Genomic DNA, 18,427 nt, shown 5'->3' on the forward strand with positions numbered 1-18,427 from the left:
GATAGAAACAGAAGCCACCGGAGCACCTCAAAAACACCATCATACACTAAATCAGTAAGTTGGCAGCATCACCCCCTGTCAGTGGAAACGGGCGTTTATCGCCGCCACGACGTGGCGCTGAAAGCCGCAGGTAATAATCAGTGCCTGATTATTGATACCCGCCCGTTTGTCGATATTTCAGCCCTGGATATCGCGCGTCGGTCGGATCTGGTGGTGATCGCCACCGGCGCCTCGCTCGACGATCTGGAACCTTCGCTTCTGCCCGGCCATAAGCGGGTGCATAAGGGTATCTCGCACAGCCGTCTTTTCTATGTGGTGAGCTATCCATTGCGCCGATATCGGGAAAACATAGCGCTTCAGGCAGGTCAGGATTTTATCGACGTGGCCTTCCGACCAAAGTTTCAGGCAACTGGTGTGCCACTCAGTGGCGATAAATTTAAATGTGCGGGATTCGTTAACAGCGGCGTTATCCATCTTGCGGATCTGCGAAGGGCAGGGCAGATACCGGACGCCAGCAGCTTACGCGCGGCATCGCGCTTCTTGCGGGCTTCCGCCAGCATGACCAGCGGATAAGCGCTAAAAGCCAGGCGGTTTTCTTTGCCGCCGAAGCAATAGCGAAAATACCATAACTTAGTACCGCTACGGGATACCGTCAGGTACAGACCTTGCGCGTCGGTGAGTTTGTAAGATTTAGCGAGGGGCTTAGCTGCGCGGATTTTACTGTCATTCAGGGCCATAATACGGGTCTGCATCGTTCATCGAACTGAACGACCCATACTCTGATGCCAAATTTTCCGGATACATAGGGATAAATCAAAAGGTACCAGAAAGATATTTACGCTAACTCACAGAACCACAAACAGACGGGGATTTATAAGGAAGCATAAAAAAGGAAAGGTGGTGCCCGGTCCCGGACAAAAACGCCGGGAGCGTTTTTGCACAGCGCGTTTACGCGCTGGCCCCGAAGGGGTGAGCCACAGGGAGGTGGCGAACAATCGAACAAAGTTCGATGAAGAGTCCGGAAAGCCCAAAAGTAAAAACCCGCCTTTTGGGCGGGTTCTTTGAGTAAGTGGTGCCCGGACTCGGACAAAAACGCCGGGAGCGTTTTTGCACAGCGCGTTTACGCGCTGGCCCCGCAGGGGTGAGCCACAGGGAGGTGGCGAACAATCGAACGGAGTTCGATGGAGAGTCCGGAAAGCCCAAAAGCAAAAACCCGCCTTTTGGGCGGGTTCTCTGAATAAGTGGTGCCCGGACTCGGAATCGAACCAAGGACACGGGGATTTTCAATCCCCTGCTCTACCGACTGAGCTATCCGGGCAACGGGGCGCATTAAACCTGAATCGGCTACTTTCGTCAAACATTTTCACCCAATTGCGCGCCGTCCGCACATTCCCGCAGCAGTTTGCTGCGTTTGTGAACGTTCAGGCGAAAAAATGCATCCAGAGCGCCGAAAGCGGCATCGAAAGCAGCAGGGCGGGGAGCATATTCACCACCGCGAACATCTTAATGCCGCAAATACGCAGCCCCGTCGCCAGCAGCAGCAGACCGCCGGTGGCGGTAAAATCCGCCATCATCGCGGGCGTGGTGAGAGGCAGGATAAACACCGCGCAATACGCAAGCGTAAGCTGAATCAGCAGCATCGGCACGCAGATGGACGCTACCGCAATGCCGAGCGAGGTCGCGAATATCGTGGCGGTGAAGAAGTCGAGAAACGCCTTGGCGATAAGCACGCTGTTGTCGCCCGTCATCCCCTCACGCATGGCGCCGAAAACCCCGGTGCCGCTGGCGCAAAACAGAATGATAATGGCGACAAAGTTTTGCACGTAGTTTTCCTGCGCCGGGTTCGCCTTTTTACCGGGCCGCAGCCGCTGCGCGAGGCTGCTTGCGTTCTTCACCGCCTTGCTGATGCCGCCTTCCAGGTAACAAAGCTCGCCAATCAGCGCGCCGAGCAGGGTGGAAAGCACCATCACCGGCAGGTTGGCGCACTTCACCACCAGCAAAATGCCAATGCCCATCGACGCCAGGCCGAAGATAGAAGGCATCGAGGTGCGCAGCCGCTCCGGCAGCCGCTGGCTCAGCGCCGCGCCAATCAACCCGCCCAGCAGCACGGCGGCGGCGTTAATAAAAGGCCCTGTTACCATGGTCGTCTCCCGCAAAACGTGTGAGCTTTAAGCATAAACCGCATGCGCTTTTTCCTCGCGTTGCGCCCGCCCGAAATCCCTTGTTACGCATTATTATGCGAGAAATTTGCAGTTTTAAGCGCGAAGCTAAAAATAGTTTATTGAAATTTAAAGGATTAAAACCACAGGGCAAAATCGCGCTGCGTAAAAGGCTTTTCACGGGTTGCCCGTCCCGGCAGAAGGTGCCATTATTGCGCGACTTTTCTTCACCACACGGGGTGCTTTTATGCTGTTACTCGCCACAGCGCCTGCTCTGCGAAGCCTTTCGCAGCCGCACGCCCGTTGTCTCTTCCGGTCGCTTCCTTCGCTCACCATGCGGTGAGGTTAACGCACGCTCACTGTAGGACAACAGTAAGACCAGAACCGCTCTGTTTTTACTGATGTCTGGCGGTCGGAGCTGGAACCCAGTCAGACCACGCAAGACACCTTCGCCGGGCTATTCCCGATGCTGTGCCTGAAGGCGCTCACCCCTTTGTTACGGGTCTTTGTGCTTATGAAATCATTAAAAATCGCCGCCAGCCATGATCTGGCGACGTCACTTTCCACGCACCGCGAAGTGGTGACGCTGGATAACACCGACTTTACCGACGTGGCGTCGGTGGTGCTCACCGTTGCCGACACGCGCAGCGGCATTCTGGCCCTGCTCAAACGCACCGGCTTTAACCTGCCGGTATTTGTGCTGACGGAAGAGGGAACGGTAAATGCTGACGTCACCGGCGTTATCACCGGCAACGCGCAGGGCTTTCTGGAGCTGGAAGCGGCAGCGGTCGCCTATGAAGAAAACCTGCTGCCGCCGTTCTTCGACACGCTCTACCAGTACGTAGAGATGAAAAACAGCACCTTCGCCTGCCCGGGCCACCAGCACGGCGAGTTTTTCAAAAAGCACCCGGCGGGGCGGCAGTTTTATGATTTCTTCGGCGAGAACCTCTTTCGCGCCGATATGTGCAATGCGGATGTGAAGCTTGGCGACCTGCTCATTCACGAAGGATCGGCGAAGCATGCGCAGAAGTTCGCGGCGAAGGTTTTTAACGCCGATAAAACCTATTTCGTGCTGAACGGCACGTCGGCTGCCAACAAGGTAGTGACCAATGCGCTGCTGACGCGCGGCGACCTGGTGCTTTTCGACCGCAACAACCATAAGTCGAACCACCACGGCGCGTTGATCCAGGCGGGCGCCACGCCGGTTTATCTCGAGGCGGCGCGCAACCCGTTCGGCTTTATCGGCGGCATCGACGCCCACTGTTTTGATGAAGATTACCTGCGCGATCGGATCCGCGAAGTCGCGCCCGATCGCGCCGATCGCCCTCGTCCGTTCCGCCTGGCGGTGATCCAGCTCGGCACCTACGACGGCACTGTCTACAACGCCCGCCAGGTGGTGGATAAGCTGGGGCCGCTGTGCGACTACATCCTGTTTGATTCCGCATGGGTCGGCTACGAGCAGTTTATCCCGATGATGGCCGACTGCTCGCCGCTGCTGCTCACGCTCAACGAGAACGACCCGGGAATTTTCGTTACCCAGTCGGTGCACAAGCAGCAGGCGGGCTTCTCGCAGACATCGCAAATCCACAAAAAAGACAACCACCTGCGCGGCCAGGCGCGTTTCTGCCCGCACAAGCGGCTGAACAACGCCTTTATGCTGCACGCCTCCACCAGCCCGTTTTATCCGCTGTTCGCCGCGCTCGACGTGAACGCCAAAATTCACGAAGGGGAGAGCGGCCGCAGGCTGTGGGCGGAATGTGTGGAGAAGGGCATTGAGGCGCGCAAAGCAATCATCGCCAACTGCAAGATGATCAAACCCTTCGTGCCGGAAACGGTGGCGGGGCGCCCCTGGCAGGATCACCCCACTGAACTGATGGCCCGCGAGCGCCGCTTCTTCACCTTTGAGCCAAATGCCTCGTGGCACGGTTTTCACGGCTATGCGCGCGAGCAGTATATGGTCGACCCGTGCAAGCTGCTGCTGACCACGCCGGGCATCGATGCTGCGACAGGCGAATACAGCGAGTTCGGCGTACCGGCGGCTATTCTTGCGAATTACCTGCGCGAAAACGGCATTGTGCCGGAGAAGGCGGATCTTAACTCGATACTGTTTCTGCTGACGCCTGCCGAAAGCACGGAAAAGATGGCGCACCTGGTGGCGATGCTCGCGCAGTTCGAGCGCCACATTGAAGACGACACGCCGCTTGCCGACGTGCTGCCGACCATCTGGCAGAAATACCCGGTGCGCTATAAAGGCTACACCCTGCGCCAGCTTTGTCAGGAGATGCACAATCTCTACGTCAGTTTTAACGTTAAAGATCTGCAAAAAGCGATGTTCCGCCGCGAAAGCCTGCCGCCAGTGGCGGTGAACCCGCAGGATGCGAACATGGCGTTTATTCGCGGCGAGGTGGAGCTGGTGCGCCTCGCCGATGCCGAAGGGCGCGTGGCGGCGGAAGGCGCATTGCCGTATCCGCCGGGCGTGCTCTGCGTGGTGCCGGGCGAAGTGTGGGGCGGCGCGGCGCTGCGCTATTTCCTGGCGCTGGAAGAGGGAGTAAACCTGCTGCCGGGCTTTTCGCCGGAATTACAGGGGGTCTACAGCGAAACCGACGCCGACGGCATTAAGCGGTTATATGGCTATATGCTGCGCGGGTAAGGAAAACGGGGTGCCAGGGCGCCGCTATTAAAGCCCCTGGCACGGTCGCGTGAAGTGAGGAACAGAAACGCAACGCGCTGGCAGACATAACCTTTTGCCACCCGCACATCGTTAGCCAGAAGCGTAGCGCTGTGACGAGTGGAGTGGGTTTATCCGGCAAACTATGCCAACGCCATCACCCTTTGCCGCGGCGGTAAGTTTTCTGCGCGGTATCCACTTTATACAGATAACGACGAGACTCGGCAGACGGGTGACGGGTCGTCAGCGTCTGGTAAACCTCGCCCGGATCCATATTGTTGATGATGGCCGCGGCTTCAATCTTGTCGCTTGCAAAGGTGCGCAGCACGCTGCCCGCGCCGCCGTTGTAGGCGGTGATCACCGCATAGCGGCGCGACGTCGGGTTGCTGATGTCGGAAAGGTAAACGTTGTTCAGCATCGCCAGGTACGCGGTGCCGGTATCAATGTTGCTTTCCGGATCGAACAGATAGTTGCGGCTCGGCATGCCCCAGCGGCCCTGCGAGCGGAACACATCTTTCCCGGCGCTGTGCTGCACTACCTGCATCAACCCCAGCGCATCAGAGCGGCTTACGGCGTACGGGTTGAAAGAGGACTCGGTCTGCATGATAGCGAGGATCAGCGACTCATCCACGCCATATTTGCGCGCCGCTTTGCGCACCAGGCCGATGTACTTGTGCGCACGCTTATCGAGGTGGTTCGGCACCAGGTTAATGGTGACGCTGTAGATGATATGCAGGCCGTTGCTGCGGCTTTTCAGGCGATTTTGCAGCAGGTAATTCGCGAAATCGTTGGCGCGTCCCTGCCAGCGGATCGGCTGACCGGTCTGGTCCACCACCTGGCCATAGAGGAACGGCTGTTTAGAGATCTGAATGTCGTTAATGTCAGAGTAAAGATCGATAGAGCCAGGATCGTCGCCCATCAGCAGGGTGGTGACGATCGCCTTGCGCAGGCGATCCGCCGGATCGGTGCCGGCGATAGTCTCGACGGTGATCGTCCCTTCATCGAAGTTAATGTGGCTGCGGGTCTGGTATTGATCCGTGTACTTCACATAATCTTTCGGTCCTGCAATCAGGACTTCATTGAATCCCCAGATATTTTCAATGTTATGGGCAAACTGGCCCATCAGAATGTCAAAACCGTTGGTGTCCTTAATCCAGGCCTCGTTATAGGCGTTTTCAGCTTTCTTATTACTGGAGCAGGAAACTAATAACGGCGCGACCAGAGCAAGCGCGAGTAGTTTTTTATTCATTCCTGAAGTGCGTCCTGGCTTTGGCAAAAGGGCCGAAGGCCCTTACTGTTTTTCTGGCGGCGTATAGCCTTCGATGTGTACGTCTTTCCCTTCGAACAGGAAGTTCACCATCTCCTGCTCCAGCAGCTTGCGGTGCTCCGGGTTCATCATATTGAGCTTTTTCTCGTTGATGAGCATGGTCTGCTTCGCCTGCCACTGCGCCCAGGCTTCTTTTGAGATCTCGTTATAAATGCGCTTGCCAAGCTCTCCCGGATACAGCTGGAAATCCTGGCCTTCGGCTTCGCGTTGCAGGTAAGTGCAAAAAATGGTTCTGCTCATAATGTCCTCTTTTGCGGCGCGGCGCGGCTTAAGCCAGCGCCCCGGCGCGTAACTGTTGTAACAGGCGCTCTACAGGCGCCGCCAGCCCGACGGCGGGCGGCAGGGCTAAGTTATACCAGAGACCCGTTCCCTCATCCATGCATGCGCCGCTGCCGGACACGGAAAGCCACATCGGCACAATGTCCAGATGGAAGTGGCTGAATGTATGGCGAAAGGCGGTTAACTGCGTCAGACCGTGCGCTTCAACGCCGCGCTCGTGCAGCCAGGCGCGTAAATCCGCTTCGCTGGCGAACTGCGGGAAACAAAACAGGCCGCCCCACAGGCCGCTTGGCGGACGCTGGTTAAGGTAAACCTCGTCGCCTTGTTGCATCAGTAAAAAATAGCCTGTTTTTTCGGGCAGTTGCTGTTTGGGCTTTTTACCAGGGTATTTCGCCCACGAGCCCTGGGCATAAGCCACACAGCCGTTATTAAGCGGGCAAATCTCGCATTTCGGTTTTGAGCGGGTGCAGACCAGCGCGCCGAGATCCATCATCGCCTGATTAAAGCGCTCCACCCCTTGCGCTGGCGTTACCGCATCGCTTATCTCCCACAGGCGTTTTTCCACCTCTTTGCGCCCCGGCCAGCCCTCTACAGCGTAGCAGCGCGCCAGCACGCGTTTAACGTTGCCGTCAAGAATCGGAAAACGCTGACCAAGCGAGAGCGATAAAACCGCGCCGGCGGTGGAGCGGCCAACGCCTGGCAGCGCCGAAACGGCGTCGAACGTGTCCGGGAACTGACCGCCGTGAAGCGTCGCCACCTGTTGCGCCGCTTTGTGTAAATTGCGGGCGCGGGCGTAATAGCCAAGGCCGGTCCACAGATGAAGCACTTCATCCAGCGGCGCGTCGGCTAAATCGGAAACAGTGGGAAAGCGCGCCATAAAGCGCTCAAAGTAAGGAATAACTGTCGTCACCTGGGTTTGTTGCAGCATCACCTCGGAAAGCCATACTTTATAAGGCGTTTTTTCCTGCTGCCAGGGAAGGGTTTTGCGCCCGTATTTGTCATACCAGTCGAGCACCTGGCGGGAGAATTGCTGAGGCTGCATCATTAAAGCGTGAGGTCCGGCGTAAAAAAGAAGAGGGGGCTGATTGCAGCACAGCGCCTCAGGGCTGTAAACAGGAACTTTCCGGCGCTTGCATCGGCCCACTATCTTTGGATAATGCCCGTTTTCCGCACACTAACTCAGACAGATGAATCGCCATGAATAACGACGTCATTTCACCGGAATTTGATGAAAACGGCCGCCCGCTGCGCCGTATTCGCAGCTTTGTCCGCCGCCAGGGGCGCCTGACCAAAGGGCAGCAGCACGCGCTGGACCACTACTGGCCGGTGATGGGCGTTGAATTTAGCGAACAGCCGCTCGATTTCGCCGCGCTGTTTGGCCGCGAAGCGCCGGTTACGCTGGAGATTGGCTTTGGCATGGGCGCATCGCTTGTAGAGATGGCGAAGAGCAACCCGCAGCAAAATTTTCTCGGCATTGAGGTTCACTCGCCAGGGGTCGGCGCCTGCTTAAGCTCCGCTCACGAAGAGGGCGTGGAGAACCTGCGCGTGATGTGTCACGACGCGGTGGAAGTGCTGCACAAAATGATTCCTGACAATTCTCTTTCCATGGTGCAGCTCTTTTTCCCTGACCCATGGCACAAAGCGCGCCATAATAAACGCCGTATCGTTCAGGCGCCGTTTGCGGAGCTGGTGAAAAGCAAGCTCAAGCCCGGCGGCGTGTTCCACATGGCCACCGACTGGGAACCTTATGCGGAACATATGCTCGAAGTGATGTCTTCGCTTGAGGGCTACAAAAATCTTTCCGAAAGCAACGACTACGTACCGCGCCCGGCCTCGCGCCCGGTGACCAAGTTTGAACAGCGTGGCCATCGTCTCGGTCACGGCGTATGGGACTTAATGTTCGAGAGGGTGAAATAATGGCAAAACACCGCAGCCGCCGCTTGCGTAAAAAGATGCACATCGACGAATTCCAGGAGCTGGGATTTTCTGTCGCCTGGCGCTTCCCGCAAGGCACGTCGGAAGAGCAAATCGATAAAATCGTTGATGATTTCATCAACGAGGTGATAGCGCCAAACGGCCTCGCCTTCGACGGCAGCGGCTATCTCGCCTGGGAAGGGCTGGTGTGCAAAGAGCAGATTGGCAAATGCACTGAAGAAGATCAGGCGCTGGTTCGTAAATGGCTTGAAGAGAAGCAGCTTGAAGAGATCCGCTTAAGCGATCTTTTCGACGTGTGGTGGGATTAATGCAGTTTAACGGGTCGGTATAACCGGCCCGTTTTGTCTTACAGGAGTCACTATGATGCGTAAAGCCCTGCTGGGGGCGCTGCTGATAACGGCGGCGCAGGCCCATGCGGACTACCAGTGCAGCGTCACGCCGCGCGACGACGTGGTGCTGAAACCTCAGACCGTGCAGGTGGTGGGGGAAAACGGCGACCTGCTTCTCGGCCCGGACGGCAGCGTGACCTTTAACGGCAAAGCGCAAAGCCTGAACGCCGCCCAGCGCCAGCAGGCGCTCGACTACCAGAAACAGCTGCGCGCCACGCTGCCGTGGATTGATGACGGCGCGCGGTCGCGGGTGGAAAAAGGGCGCGTGGCGCTGGATAAAATCATCACCGAACAGGTGGGCGAAAGCAGCAACATGCGTAACCGCCTGACGCAGCTTGATAAACAGCTAAAAACGCAAATGAACCGCATCATCGAGCATCGCGCCGACGGTCTGACGTTCCATTATAAAGCGATTGATCAGGTGCGGGCCGACGGCCAGCAACTGGTGAACCAGGCGATGGGCGGCATTTTGCAGGACAGCATCAACGAGATGGGCGCTAAAGCGGTCATCAAAGGCGGCGGCAACCCGTTGCAGGGCGTACTGGGAAGCCTCGGCGGCCTGCAAACCGCTATTCAGAACGAATGGAAAAACCAGGAAGCGGATTTCCAGCAGTTCGGCCGCGACGTCTGCAACCGCACCATTCAGCTTGAAGAGCAGCGCCAGGCGCTGGTCGGCAGCCTGAAGTAAAAAAGGGGGCGCTTCGCCCCCGCGTTAGTTGAGCTTATCCGCCAGCGTTTGCCAGTGGAAAGGCGCGAGGTCGGCGTAGCGAATCTGCTGCGCCGCCATCTTATCCACCATCTGTTGCTGCGTTTCCACCGTCCCCCGGCTCATCCAGCCCTCCAGCCCGGCGTCGTTTAACATGCTGACCACCTCGCGCACTTCCGCGGCCCGGCGCGCGCCATGTTCCGCCACGCGGCTAATCAGGTAATCCGGCAGTTCGCCGTCCCAGCCAAGCGACGGGAAACTCGCGTGCAGCGAGGCCAGCACTTCATTTTCCACGCCATATTTCCGCGCCGCGCTCAGGCATTCGGTGGTCAGAGCCTCCAGCCCCTTAATCATCACGCTGCGGCACATTTTGATGGCGGACACCCGGCCCACCTCTTCAGCGCCATAGCGCGCATTCAGCCCCAGCGCGTTAAGCTGCGCCGTTAAGGCTTCGCCGTCGCGCCCGCCGATAAGCAGCGGCGTGGCGAGCCGGGCGGGCGGCACCGGCGCCATCACCGCCACATCAATGTAGCGCGCCTGGGTAAAGCTTTGCGCGCTACGGCGCTTGGTGTCCGGCGCGACGGAGTTGAGGTCGAGGAAAGTCTGCTGCGCGTGCAGCAGCGGCGCGGTCTGCTGCGCCACCTCCTGCGCGCAAGAGGCGGTAACGGTGGAGAACACCAGCGAGGCGTCGGCCACGGCCTCCCTGAGCGATGACGCGGCGTGAACCCCCGCCGCCTGCGCTTTCGAAAGCATCGCCTCACGTTCCTCGCCGTCGAGCTTTATATCCCAGATAACGACGCGGCAGCGGGCCGCCAGGTCGCGGGCCAGTATGCCGCCCGCTTCGCCAAAACCAATAAAAGCAATCTGCATCATGGTATCCCTTATTCGATGAGCGGCCAGAGGCTGGCCGGAATAGCGACGCGCCCGTCAAACAGCAGCCGGGCGCTGCGCAGCAGGCCGCTGCCGGTAAGCTCGCCCTGCGCGTTGCGGCTTATCACCACGCTGAATTCACCGCTCGGGTGCTCCACGCTCACGCGCTGGCGCCCCTCCTGCGCGGGCGAGGCATGGTAAAGCCCGGCGGCGACGGTGTCCGGCATGATGCAGGCGGTGGCGACGCTGACCGCGCCAAACACGCCGATGGAAGCATGGCAGCGGTGGGGGATAAACGTCCTGCTGGAGATAGCGCCGCCGCTGCGCGGCGCGGCGAGCAGCGTGACTTTCGGCACCGTGCGCTGTGAGACGTCGCCCAGGTTCATCTTCGGCCCCGCCTGCAAGCGGATGGACTCCAGCCGCGCTTTCAGTTCATGGTCGTTATCCAGCGCGTCGCGGCTTTCGTAACCGCTGCGGCCTACGTCCGCCGCCCGCAGCAGGATCACCGGCATGCCGTTGTCGATGCAGGTCACCTCCACGCCGTCGAAGCGGTCGCGCGGCTGGCCGGTGGGGAAAAGCGCCCCGCAGCCTGAACCGGCGATATCAAGAAAATTGAGCACGATTTCGCTCGCCGTGCCGGGCACGCCGTCGATGTGCAGGCCGCCTTCATACACCACGCCGTCTGCGTCTGTCGGCACCGAGGCGACGGCTGTCTGCCCGGTGTTTTCCATATAAATGCGCACGGTGGTAAGCGGCGCGCGCGCCTCCACCAGCCCTTTTTCAATGGCGAAGGGGCCGACGGCGGCGAGCACGTTGCCGCAGTTCTGACCATAATCCACCACCGCTTTCTCCACGTTGACCTGGGCGAAGAGGTAATCGACGTCCGCGTCCGGCCTGGCGGAAGGGGTAATTATCGCCACCTTGCTGGTCAGCGGGTCCGCGCCGCCGATGCCGTCAATCTGGCGCGGGTCGGGCGAGCCCATCACCGCCAGCAGCACGCGGTCGCGAAGCGCCAGGTCGGCGGGCAAATCCGCCGCCAGAAAGCAGGCCGCTTTTGAGGTGCCGCCCCGCATCAGCAGGCAGGGGATTTTGCGCTGCGCCATCTTATTCCTCCACGTCCTGCGCGCGGTCGTAATAGCGCAGACCTTTTTCCGCGAGGCGCGGGCGCATATTGTAGATATCCAGCCCCAGTTCGCCGTTGCGCATGCGTTCGCGCTTAAGGGTTTCGTTCTCTTCGCGGGCAAGCGCTTTCGCCAGCACGGCGTCGCCCAGCGCGTGGGGAACAATCACCACGCCGTCGTCATCCGCCACCACGATATCGCCCGGCGTCACCAGCTGGTTGCCGCACAATACCGGCACGTTCACCGAGCCGAGCGTCTCTTTTACCGTTCCCTGGGCGTAAACGGCGCGGGACCAGACGTAAAAGCCCATCTCGCGCAGCGTATTCGAATCGCGGATGCCGATGTCGCCCACCAGGCCGATAACGCCGCGAGACTGCAACGAGGTGGCGAGCAGATCGCCGAAAAAGCCGTCCGTGCAGGGGGAGGTGGGCGCCACCACCAGCATATCGCCCGGCTGGCACTGCTCTACCGCCACATGGAACATCCAGTTATCCCCGGGCGTCACCAGCACCGTCACGGCGTTGCCCGCCACGCTCACGCCTTGCTGGATCGGGCGGATGTCCGGGCTGAGCAACCCCTGGCGCGCGTGCGCCTCATGAACGGTCGCTACGCCAAGCGCCGCGTACTGGCGCAGCACGGCCGGTTCGCTGCGGGGGAGGCTGCGGATAACCACCCCTTTTTTACCGAGCAGGTTCATGCCAGATCCTCCGTGACGCGTGGGAAAATACTCATAAAGCCTTCGGCGTGGGTGATGACGCGCGAGCCGGTAATGCCGATGTTGCGCTTGGCCTGCACGCCGCGTTGCAGCGCCACGCGGGTGTAGTACTCCCAGAGGTGCTCCTGGCCCTGCATGCACTGGATGGCCTGATATTTTTTATCCCAGACGGAGGTGATATCCAGCAGCACGTCCGGCTTCCAGTTGCACTGCTCCGGCTGGTGCGGTTCAAAGCAGTAAACCGGCGGCGCTTCCACCACGGTTTCGCCGGGACGGTAGCCTTCCGCCTGGGCGATGATGCGCGCCTCCTGGGCAAGGCTGGAGGCCAGCGGGTGGTCGTAGTTATAGGGATCCTGCATGGAATGCGTCAGCACAAAGTGCGGCTGCACGCGGCGGTATACGTCCGCCAGGCGGAACAGCGCCGCTTTGTCGGCGCGCAGCGGATAGTCGCCGAGGTCGAAAAATTCGACGCTGGCGCCAAGAATATCGGCAGCGGCCATCGCCTCTTCGCGGCGGGCGGCTTTTACCTTTTCTTCGGTCATATTGCCCTTGCGCCATAATTTGGCCGACTCGCCTCTTTCGCCAAATGAGAGGCAGACAATATGCATGTCGTAACCCCGCGCATTATGCAGCGCAATAGCGCCGCCCGCGCGCCAGACAAAATCAGCGGAATGGGCGCTGACGACCAGCGCGCTTTTTTTCGTAACGGAACCGGACATATTTTTTCCCTCATCGCTTTTTTTAAAAGCGTGTCATAGCGGCCCTGTTTGCGGTAATCATTTTGTTTGCGCAGCCTATGATTTTTATTTATGTTCTGGACAGAAAAGCCTGGCGAGAGGAGCGGGAAAATGGCGCGGGATAATGAAACTAATCTATTAAATATCATGCAAATAAGGGCTTTTTGTCAGGTGGCGAAACGCGGCTCTGTTTCTCAGGCAGCCAATGATTTATTTCGCACGCAGTCTGCAATTACGCGCTCGATTCGTGATCTCGAACACGTTTTATCGGTGCCATTATTTGAGCGCCACTTTAGCGGCATGGTATTAACGGATTACGGGAAATGTATTTTACCGCGCGCGCAGCACGCCATTGAGGAATTAAATGCAGTGCCGCTTATTCTGGCGCGGCTTAAAAATAAAGAGAATAAAGAGTTTATTGAGCCCATTTATTTATTTAACGCCCGCCGCTTAGAGATATTTTTACAGCTCTATCACGTTAACCATACCCAGACGGTGGCGAATCTGCTCAATATTACCCAGCCCGCCGTCAGCGCCGCGCTAAAAACGCTGGAAAAAGGCAGCGGCTTCGCGCTCTTTCGCCGAACGCCGGAGGGGGTAATGCCCGGCCAGGCGGCGACGTTGATTTACCCGAACCTTAGCCGCTGCATGAATGAATTGCAGCATATCTACGCCGATATCGCCGCCCGGCGCGGCGTGCTTGAGGGCGTGGTGCGCATCGGCGCGCTGCCGCTCAGCCGCACCCGGCTGCTGCCGCAGGCGGTAAGCGCGTTTCTCGCCGCGCACCCCGGCATTCAGGTGCTGACCAACGAAAGCCCCTTCGACGCGCTGGTGTCTGAGATGCGCGCCGGCAATATTGATTTCATCCTCGGCGCGCTGCGCAATACCCGCCAGGCGCCGGATTTAGCCAGCGAAGTGCTGTTTGAAGAAGAGATGGTGATACTGGCGCGCAACGATCATCCGCTGCATAAGGAAAACGCGCTGCGCGACGGGCTGGCGCAGGCCCGCTGGGTGCTGCCGCGCGCCGGGACGCCCGCACGCCTGATGCTGGACGCCGCCTTCACGGCGCTTGGCGTTGAAGCGCCGCGCCCGGTGGTGGAGACGGGGGATCTGGCGATGGTGCGCGGGCTGCTGCTGCACTCCGACATGCTGGCGGCGGTCTCGAAAAGCCAGCTTGCCTGGGAGCTGGAAGCGGGCGTGCTGACGGCGCTGCCGGTGGCGCTGCCGCAGACCCGCCGCGACATCGGCCTGACGTTTCGCGCAGGCAGTCTGCCGTCGCCCGCCACCGAGGCGCTGCTGGGCTATCTGCGCCGCTGCGCGCGGGAAGAAACATTTCTTTACAGACAACCTTAATCACTTCCACTTTGCCTGACTTTCTCTCTCTAGGCTTTGAGCCATAACGATATAAAGCGGAGCGAGGGAGATGGCAGGATTTCTGACGGCGGGGCGCGCGCTCTGTCTTTTTCTGCTGGCGATCGACAGCCTCAACATGGCGGTGCTGTGGGCGCAAACCCGCAGCGCGCAGGCGCCGCAGGTGACGCTGCCGGTAATGGCGTGCGAGGCGCTAAGCGGCAGCGATTTATCCGTGACTGGCGGCAGCAAGGCGCTATCCGCGCAAGAGAACAGGCTCAACGACGGGCGCTTCTGCGCGGCGCCCGCCATTACCCGGCAAACGCTGTTGCCGATGGCGAGCTGGAGCGGCCGCTATGCGCAAACTGGCTGCGGCGAACTGTGCGGCGGCCTTACGCTCAACGCTGGCGCGGCGGCAGGCTGCGTGCCGCTTGATACAGGCCGTTTCATGGCGGCGGCCACGCAGATGGGCCATTCGCAGGAAGAGACCGATTCCGGCAACGATCCGCAAAAGCGCCAGGATTTCGCCTTTCGCGCCCAACACCCGACGGCCGTCGCTTCCAGAGCGCGGATACAGCGCGACTACGGCCAGGCATCGGCAGGCGAATAAACTGCGTGGGCCGCTTTGCGGCCTGCGCCGCATTTTGGGGGAAGGCGTTGCGTCTTCCCTTTTTTATTGCCGGAGAGGGCGCGCAACGCGCTGTAATGACGGTTGGGAAGCGCAGCAGACAGGTGATAACAGAAGGGTTCAGGAACCGATCCGCCAGGAGGCGCTATACCCTGTGCCCGTTATACTTCGTCTGCGAGGATACGCATTTTTCTTTTATTCTAATGAGGGCAAGCCGCAAGAGCCTGCGCATATTCATGTACGTAAAAACGGGGCGGAAGCAAAATTCTGGCTTATGCCTCAGGTGGAACTTGCCTCCTGTCATGGATTCAGACCGCGCGAAATGGCAGAGTTGCTGCTGCTTGTTACCCGTCATCAACATGAATTTGCCGGAGCATGGTATGACTATTTCAGCTAAATATGTCCGTTTTGACGAGCAGACTTTATGGGTTGAGCTGTCTGACGCACGCGTTATCGGCGCGCCGCTTGCCTGGTTTCCCCGTCTCCTTAACGCCAGCGCAGAGGGGCGCGCAGGCTGGGAACTCAGCCCCTGCGGCATCCACTGGGAAGCGCTTGATGAAGATATTTCAGTGGAAGGGCTGCTGGCAGGCCGGGGGGATATCACGCGCCAGCCGCCCAGCGTTGTTTAAGCTTTGCGCCGCCGCAGGGGCGGCAACCACCTGATTTGGCGGCAACCACCTGATTTGGCGGCGACCGCGCACCATCAACGCATTTTTGGTATCGCACCCGACAAAAGACTTTACACCTGGTGCCCAGGGCCAGCCTTTTCAACTGGCCCTGTTTTCAGGCCGTCGGCTATTTATCGCCCGCGACGGAGTAAAGCACCTGCTGGTTGCGGGTTTGCTGGAACGCCTCCAGCGAGACGCCGCGCATCGCCGCGTAGATGTGCAGGTTAGAGACCCCCACCACCGCGCCCATTTTCTCCAGCAGGAAAAAGCTGGCGCCGTAGTGGATAAGCCCGCGCCAGTCGCGGTCGCTAATCAGCTGGCGCTCCTCTTCCGTGAGTCCCGCCTCCTCATACAGCGCTTGCGGCGCGGTTTTGAAGCGCTCGCGCCATGCGGGTTCAATCAGCTTATGCAGAAAGCTGTTGAGGCGGATGGCGTTAAGGCTGCGCTCGTGGGTGAAGGGATAGGTGCCCGGCAGCTTTTCCACGCCGCTCAACTGGCGCGCGATATGCTCGCGGTGGCGAGAAAGCGTATCCACCGGCGGCGTGCGCGCGTTGTTCTCAAGGATCAGCGTGGCGATGCCGGTCATCGACGGCAGGTAATAGTCGCGCCAGGTCTCGGTGACGTTCGCCGACAGCGCGCCGCGCATAATCAGCCACATAATCACCTCGGAGCCTTCCATGCCGCCAAGCGTGGCGTACTCGGCGAGCGTCATCTCTGCGAGTTTTTCCGGGTCGTTAACGATGAGATCAACAAACTGCGCGTCCCATTCGGTGTTGTTAAAACCGCAGCGCTCGCCGTGCACCTGGTGGGAAAGGCCGCCGGTGGCCACCAGCGCCACGCTGATATCCTCCGGGTAGCTCTCAATGGCGCGTCGCAGCGCCTGGCCAAGCTTATAGCAGCGGCGCGCGCTCGGAATGGGGAACTGCAAAACGCCAACCTGCAACGGGATCACTTTTGTCGGCCAGCCCGCCTCGAACGGCAGCAGGGCGGAGAGCGGCGAAAACAGGCCGTGGTCAAGCTTCTTGTTCATAAAGAATGACATATCGAACTCGTCCGCCATCAGGCTTGCGCCAATATGGCGCGACAACGCCGCGTCGCCTTTGACCGGCGGCAGGTGGCGCGGGCCGCCGCCTTCATCCGCGACGCCATATTCATTATCAATGCCCAGCGAAAAGGCCGAATAGTGATCGAAGAAAAACGAGGTCACGTGGTCGTTGAAGATATAGACCAGCACGTCCGGTTTTTTCTCGTCGAGCCAGCGGCGCATCGGCTCGAAGCTTTTAAAGATGGGCGCCCAGGCGCTCTCTTCCTGTTTATTGTGGTCGACGGCGAAACCAATCGTCGGGGTATGGGATACGGCGATGCCGCCAATGATACGGGCCATGAGCTTACTCCACTTAGCGGTTATTTAAACTTTGCGACAAGGCGGTGACATCGCCTGGGCTAATGCCGGTCATCCGGGTATTGAACTTAAGCATACGATGCAGAAGGATGCAGAACCCGGCAAGCAGGGCGGGCAGCGCCAGCACCAGATAAATCGAAGAGTGGCCCGGCACCGAAAGCATGATCACGCCGCCGAGCGTCGAACTTAAAATCGCGCCGATGCGCCCCATGCCGTGCATCCAGCTTACGCCGGTGGCGCGGATTTCCGTCTGGTAATAGGCGGGCGAATAAGCCTGCAACCCGTTCTGCGCGCCGTTAATGCACATGCCGCTGATAAAGATCAGCACCGAGAGCATCACCGAGCCGAAGTCCATCATCCCCTGGGTAAACAGGCACAGGCAGCCCAGGAAATAGGTCGCGGCGATAACGGCTTTCGCCTGCATGCGATCCATCAAATAGCCGACGATAATGCCGCCAAGCGGGCCGCCGAGCTGGAACAGGCCGGTAATGATTGCCGCCTGCTGCAATGAAAAGCCGCCGGAGCGCAGAATGGTCGGCAGCCAGCCGTTCAGCAGGTAGATAACGAACAGCCCCATAAAATAGGTCAGCCACAGCGCCACCGTGCCGCGGGCGTAGCCGTCGCGAAAAAGCTGCGTCACTTTGCCATGCTTTTTGATTTCCGGCGTTTGCAGCGTGAAAACGGTATTCGCCGTAAACGTGCCGCCGAGGCGGTTAAGGGTGTCGGCAATCGCGCCGCGCGGCACTTTACGCACTACCATATTCATCGCCGACTCGGGCAGTTTCCACATTAGCACCGGCAACAGCAGCAGCGGCACCGCGCCGCCGAAAACCAGCGCCGAATGCCAGCTGTAATGGGAAAGCAGGTACGCGGCGATAAATCCGCCGAAGCCGGAGCCGAAGTTAAAGCCGCTGTACATCAGGGTGATCATCAGCCCCCGGCGCCGCTCCGGCATATATTCCGACACCAGCGTCACGCAGTTAGGCATCACCGCTCCCAGGCCAAGCCCGGTGCAAAAGCGCAGCAGCGCCAGTTCACCAGGCGAGCGGGCCATCGCGCCCGCCAGGCTGAAGCCTGCAAACACCAGCACGGAAAAAATCAGGATTTTTTTTCGGCCGAAGTGGTCAGAGAGGGGGCCGGCAATCAGCGCGCCGAGGGCCACGCCAAACATAGCGGCGCCCAGAATCGGCCCCATCTGCGCGCGGCTGATGCCCCAGTCTTCAATCAGCGCCGGGGCGATAAAGCCCATCACGGCGGCGTCGTAGCCGTCCAGCATAATAATGACAAAGCAGAGCAGCAGAACGCTCCACTGAAAGCGGGATACCGGACGGGCGTCGATCCACGCTTTTACGTCAATGACCTCAGGTTGACTCATAGGGTGACTTCCTTAAGCAGGCGGTAAGGATGTGAGCGGCTATTGTTGTTGTGAAACCGCCACCTCAACTTAAGTCAGCGCGGCAGGGGTGTCCGGCA

The 18,427-nt window shown here is 59.3% G+C and carries 18 protein-coding genes, 1 tRNA gene and 1 pseudogene; 8 read left to right on the forward strand and 12 right to left on the reverse strand.

The window, feature by feature from the left end:
- Positions 1-322: 322 nt before the first annotated feature.
- The 3 genes and pseudogenes from DW56_RS22135 to DW56_RS06270 form a co-directional block, all read right to left on the reverse strand.
- Positions 323-737, reverse strand: a pseudogene (locus DW56_RS22135) (Arm DNA-binding domain-containing protein); the annotation flags it as partial.
- A gap of 505 nt (positions 738-1,242) precedes the next feature.
- Positions 1,243-1,318 (reverse strand) — tRNA-Phe (locus DW56_RS06265).
- A 103-nt stretch (positions 1,319-1,421) separates the two neighbouring features.
- The gene (locus tag DW56_RS06270; protein ID WP_024553653.1) at positions 1,422-2,141 is read right to left on the reverse strand and encodes a DUF554 domain-containing protein; all 720 of its coding nucleotides are present in this window, start codon (positions 2,139-2,141) and stop codon (positions 1,422-1,424) included.
- 532 nt (positions 2,142-2,673) lie between these two features.
- On the opposite strand from DW56_RS06270, the gene DW56_RS06275 reads away from it, so the two are divergent.
- A complete protein-coding gene (locus tag DW56_RS06275) occupies positions 2,674-4,809 on the forward strand; it encodes an ornithine decarboxylase (RefSeq protein ID WP_024553652.1) in 2,136 nt (711 codons plus the stop codon).
- 175 nt (positions 4,810-4,984) lie between these two features.
- Here the strand turns inward: DW56_RS06275 and mltC are convergent, their stop codons facing one another.
- From mltC to mutY, 3 genes are read right to left on the reverse strand one after another with little or no spacing between them, the layout of a single operon-like run.
- Positions 4,985-6,076, reverse strand: a complete 1,092-nt coding sequence (gene mltC, locus DW56_RS06280) for a membrane-bound lytic murein transglycosylase MltC (protein ID WP_024553651.1) — start codon at positions 6,074-6,076, stop codon at positions 4,985-4,987.
- A gap of 42 nt (positions 6,077-6,118) precedes the next feature.
- Positions 6,119-6,394, reverse strand: a complete 276-nt coding sequence (locus DW56_RS06285) for an oxidative damage protection protein (protein WP_024553650.1) — start codon at positions 6,392-6,394, stop codon at positions 6,119-6,121.
- Between the two features lie 28 nt (positions 6,395-6,422).
- Positions 6,423-7,475 (reverse strand): A/G-specific adenine glycosylase, encoded by a 1,053-nt coding sequence (gene mutY, locus DW56_RS06290; RefSeq protein WP_411431237.1) that lies wholly within the window; start codon positions 7,473-7,475, stop codon positions 6,423-6,425.
- Between the two features lie 155 nt (positions 7,476-7,630).
- Here mutY and trmB point away from each other — a divergent pair, with 155 nt between their 5' ends.
- The 3 genes from trmB to DW56_RS06305 are packed head-to-tail and all read left to right on the forward strand — an operon-like array spanning position 7,631 to position 9,445.
- Positions 7,631-8,350, forward strand: a complete 720-nt coding sequence (gene trmB / locus DW56_RS06295) for a tRNA (guanosine(46)-N7)-methyltransferase TrmB (protein ID WP_024553648.1) — start codon at positions 7,631-7,633, stop codon at positions 8,348-8,350.
- On the forward strand, positions 8,350-8,676 hold the full coding sequence (locus tag DW56_RS06300) for a YggL family protein (protein ID WP_024553647.1): 327 nt from the start codon (positions 8,350-8,352) through the stop codon (positions 8,674-8,676). Before trmB ends, DW56_RS06300 begins: the two co-directional genes overlap by 1 nt.
- A gap of 52 nt (positions 8,677-8,728) precedes the next feature.
- Positions 8,729-9,445 carry a YggN family protein gene (locus DW56_RS06305; RefSeq protein ID WP_024553646.1) on the forward strand — a complete coding sequence of 239 codons (717 nt, stop codon included), beginning with the start codon at positions 8,729-8,731 and terminating at the stop codon, positions 9,443-9,445.
- 24 nt (positions 9,446-9,469) lie between these two features.
- Here DW56_RS06305 and DW56_RS06310 read toward each other — a convergent pair whose 3' ends face one another.
- Genes DW56_RS06310 through galB form a run of 4 tightly spaced genes read right to left on the reverse strand, consistent with a single transcriptional unit; the run spans position 9,470 to position 12,888 of the window.
- Positions 9,470-10,336: an NAD(P)-dependent oxidoreductase gene (locus DW56_RS06310; RefSeq protein ID WP_161808547.1), complete on the reverse strand. Its 867-nt coding sequence runs from the start codon at positions 10,334-10,336 to the stop codon at positions 9,470-9,472.
- Positions 10,337-10,344: 8 nt separating this feature from the next.
- Positions 10,345-11,436 (reverse strand): 4-oxalomesaconate tautomerase, encoded by a 1,092-nt coding sequence (locus DW56_RS06315; RefSeq protein WP_024562307.1) that lies wholly within the window; start codon positions 11,434-11,436, stop codon positions 10,345-10,347.
- A gap of 1 nt (position 11,437) precedes the next feature.
- Positions 11,438-12,151, reverse strand: a complete 714-nt coding sequence (locus tag DW56_RS06320) for a 4-carboxy-4-hydroxy-2-oxoadipate aldolase/oxaloacetate decarboxylase (RefSeq protein ID WP_024554698.1) — start codon at positions 12,149-12,151, stop codon at positions 11,438-11,440.
- The gene (gene galB, locus DW56_RS06325; RefSeq protein ID WP_024554699.1) at positions 12,148-12,888 is read right to left on the reverse strand and encodes a 4-oxalmesaconate hydratase; all 741 of its coding nucleotides are present in this window, start codon (positions 12,886-12,888) and stop codon (positions 12,148-12,150) included. The genes DW56_RS06320 and galB overlap by 4 nt, the downstream gene beginning before the upstream one ends.
- A gap of 129 nt (positions 12,889-13,017) precedes the next feature.
- Between galB and DW56_RS06330 the strand changes: the two genes are divergently transcribed.
- From DW56_RS06330 to DW56_RS06345, 4 genes are all read left to right on the forward strand, one after another.
- Entirely contained in the window at positions 13,018-14,259 is a 1,242-nt protein-coding gene (locus DW56_RS06330) for a LysR substrate-binding domain-containing protein (protein ID WP_029589747.1), read from the forward strand.
- Positions 14,260-14,329: 70 nt separating this feature from the next.
- On the forward strand, positions 14,330-14,866 hold the full coding sequence (locus DW56_RS06335; RefSeq protein ID WP_024554701.1) for a tannase/feruloyl esterase family alpha/beta hydrolase: 537 nt from the start codon (positions 14,330-14,332) through the stop codon (positions 14,864-14,866).
- A 172-nt stretch (positions 14,867-15,038) separates the two neighbouring features.
- Positions 15,039-15,281, forward strand: coding sequence for a DUF4160 domain-containing protein (locus DW56_RS06340; RefSeq protein WP_024554702.1), 243 nt, complete (start codon positions 15,039-15,041; stop codon positions 15,279-15,281).
- On the forward strand, positions 15,265-15,513 hold the full coding sequence (locus DW56_RS06345; RefSeq protein ID WP_024554703.1) for a DUF2442 domain-containing protein: 249 nt from the start codon (positions 15,265-15,267) through the stop codon (positions 15,511-15,513). The genes DW56_RS06340 and DW56_RS06345 overlap by 17 nt, the downstream gene beginning before the upstream one ends.
- Before the next feature lie 166 nt (positions 15,514-15,679).
- On the opposite strand, the gene DW56_RS06350 is transcribed toward DW56_RS06345, so the two are convergent.
- Entirely contained in the window at positions 15,680-16,936 is a 1,257-nt protein-coding gene (locus DW56_RS06350) for a gallate dioxygenase (RefSeq protein WP_024554704.1), read from the reverse strand.
- A gap of 13 nt (positions 16,937-16,949) precedes the next feature.
- Positions 16,950-18,329: an MFS transporter gene (locus tag DW56_RS06355; RefSeq protein ID WP_024554705.1), complete on the reverse strand. Its 1,380-nt coding sequence runs from the start codon at positions 18,327-18,329 to the stop codon at positions 16,950-16,952.
- Positions 18,330-18,427 lie beyond the last annotated feature (98 nt).

The organism is Franconibacter helveticus LMG 23732 (assembly GCF_000463115.2).
GTDB classification, from domain to species: Bacteria; Pseudomonadota; Gammaproteobacteria; order Enterobacterales; family Enterobacteriaceae; genus Franconibacter; species Franconibacter helveticus.

Excerpts from the sequence above, each read along its gene's own strand:
- DW56_RS06355 (WP_024554705.1), bottom strand. The coding sequence starts at position 18,329 with ATGAGTCAACCTGAGGTCATTGACGTAAAAGCGTGGATCGACGCCCGT.
- DW56_RS06285 (WP_024553650.1), bottom strand. The coding sequence starts at position 6,394 with ATGAGCAGAACCATTTTTTGCACTTACCTGCAACGCGAAGCCGAAGGC.
- DW56_RS06335 (WP_024554701.1), top strand. The coding sequence starts at position 14,330 with ATGGCAGGATTTCTGACGGCGGGGCGCGCGCTCTGTCTTTTTCTGCTG.
- DW56_RS06350 (WP_024554704.1), bottom strand. The coding sequence starts at position 16,936 with ATGGCCCGTATCATTGGCGGCATCGCCGTATCCCATACCCCGACGATT.
- DW56_RS06305 (WP_024553646.1), top strand. The coding sequence starts at position 8,729 with ATGATGCGTAAAGCCCTGCTGGGGGCGCTGCTGATAACGGCGGCGCAG.
- DW56_RS06310 (WP_161808547.1), bottom strand. The coding sequence starts at position 10,336 with ATGATGCAGATTGCTTTTATTGGTTTTGGCGAAGCGGGCGGCATACTG.
- DW56_RS06330 (WP_029589747.1), top strand. The coding sequence starts at position 13,018 with ATGGCGCGGGATAATGAAACTAATCTATTAAATATCATGCAAATAAGG.
- mutY (WP_411431237.1), bottom strand. The coding sequence starts at position 7,475 with ATGCAGCCTCAGCAATTCTCCCGCCAGGTGCTCGACTGGTATGACAAA.
- mltC (WP_024553651.1), bottom strand. The coding sequence starts at position 6,076 with ATGAATAAAAAACTACTCGCGCTTGCTCTGGTCGCGCCGTTATTAGTT.
- DW56_RS06300 (WP_024553647.1), top strand. The coding sequence starts at position 8,350 with ATGGCAAAACACCGCAGCCGCCGCTTGCGTAAAAAGATGCACATCGAC.
- DW56_RS06320 (WP_024554698.1), bottom strand. The coding sequence starts at position 12,151 with ATGAACCTGCTCGGTAAAAAAGGGGTGGTTATCCGCAGCCTCCCCCGC.
- galB (WP_024554699.1), bottom strand. The coding sequence starts at position 12,888 with ATGTCCGGTTCCGTTACGAAAAAAAGCGCGCTGGTCGTCAGCGCCCAT.
- DW56_RS06275 (WP_024553652.1), top strand. The coding sequence starts at position 2,674 with ATGAAATCATTAAAAATCGCCGCCAGCCATGATCTGGCGACGTCACTT.
- DW56_RS06315 (WP_024562307.1), bottom strand. The coding sequence starts at position 11,436 with ATGGCGCAGCGCAAAATCCCCTGCCTGCTGATGCGGGGCGGCACCTCA.
- DW56_RS06270 (WP_024553653.1), bottom strand. The coding sequence starts at position 2,141 with ATGGTAACAGGGCCTTTTATTAACGCCGCCGCCGTGCTGCTGGGCGGG.
- DW56_RS06345 (WP_024554703.1), top strand. The coding sequence starts at position 15,265 with ATGACTATTTCAGCTAAATATGTCCGTTTTGACGAGCAGACTTTATGG.
- trmB (WP_024553648.1), top strand. The coding sequence starts at position 7,631 with ATGAATAACGACGTCATTTCACCGGAATTTGATGAAAACGGCCGCCCG.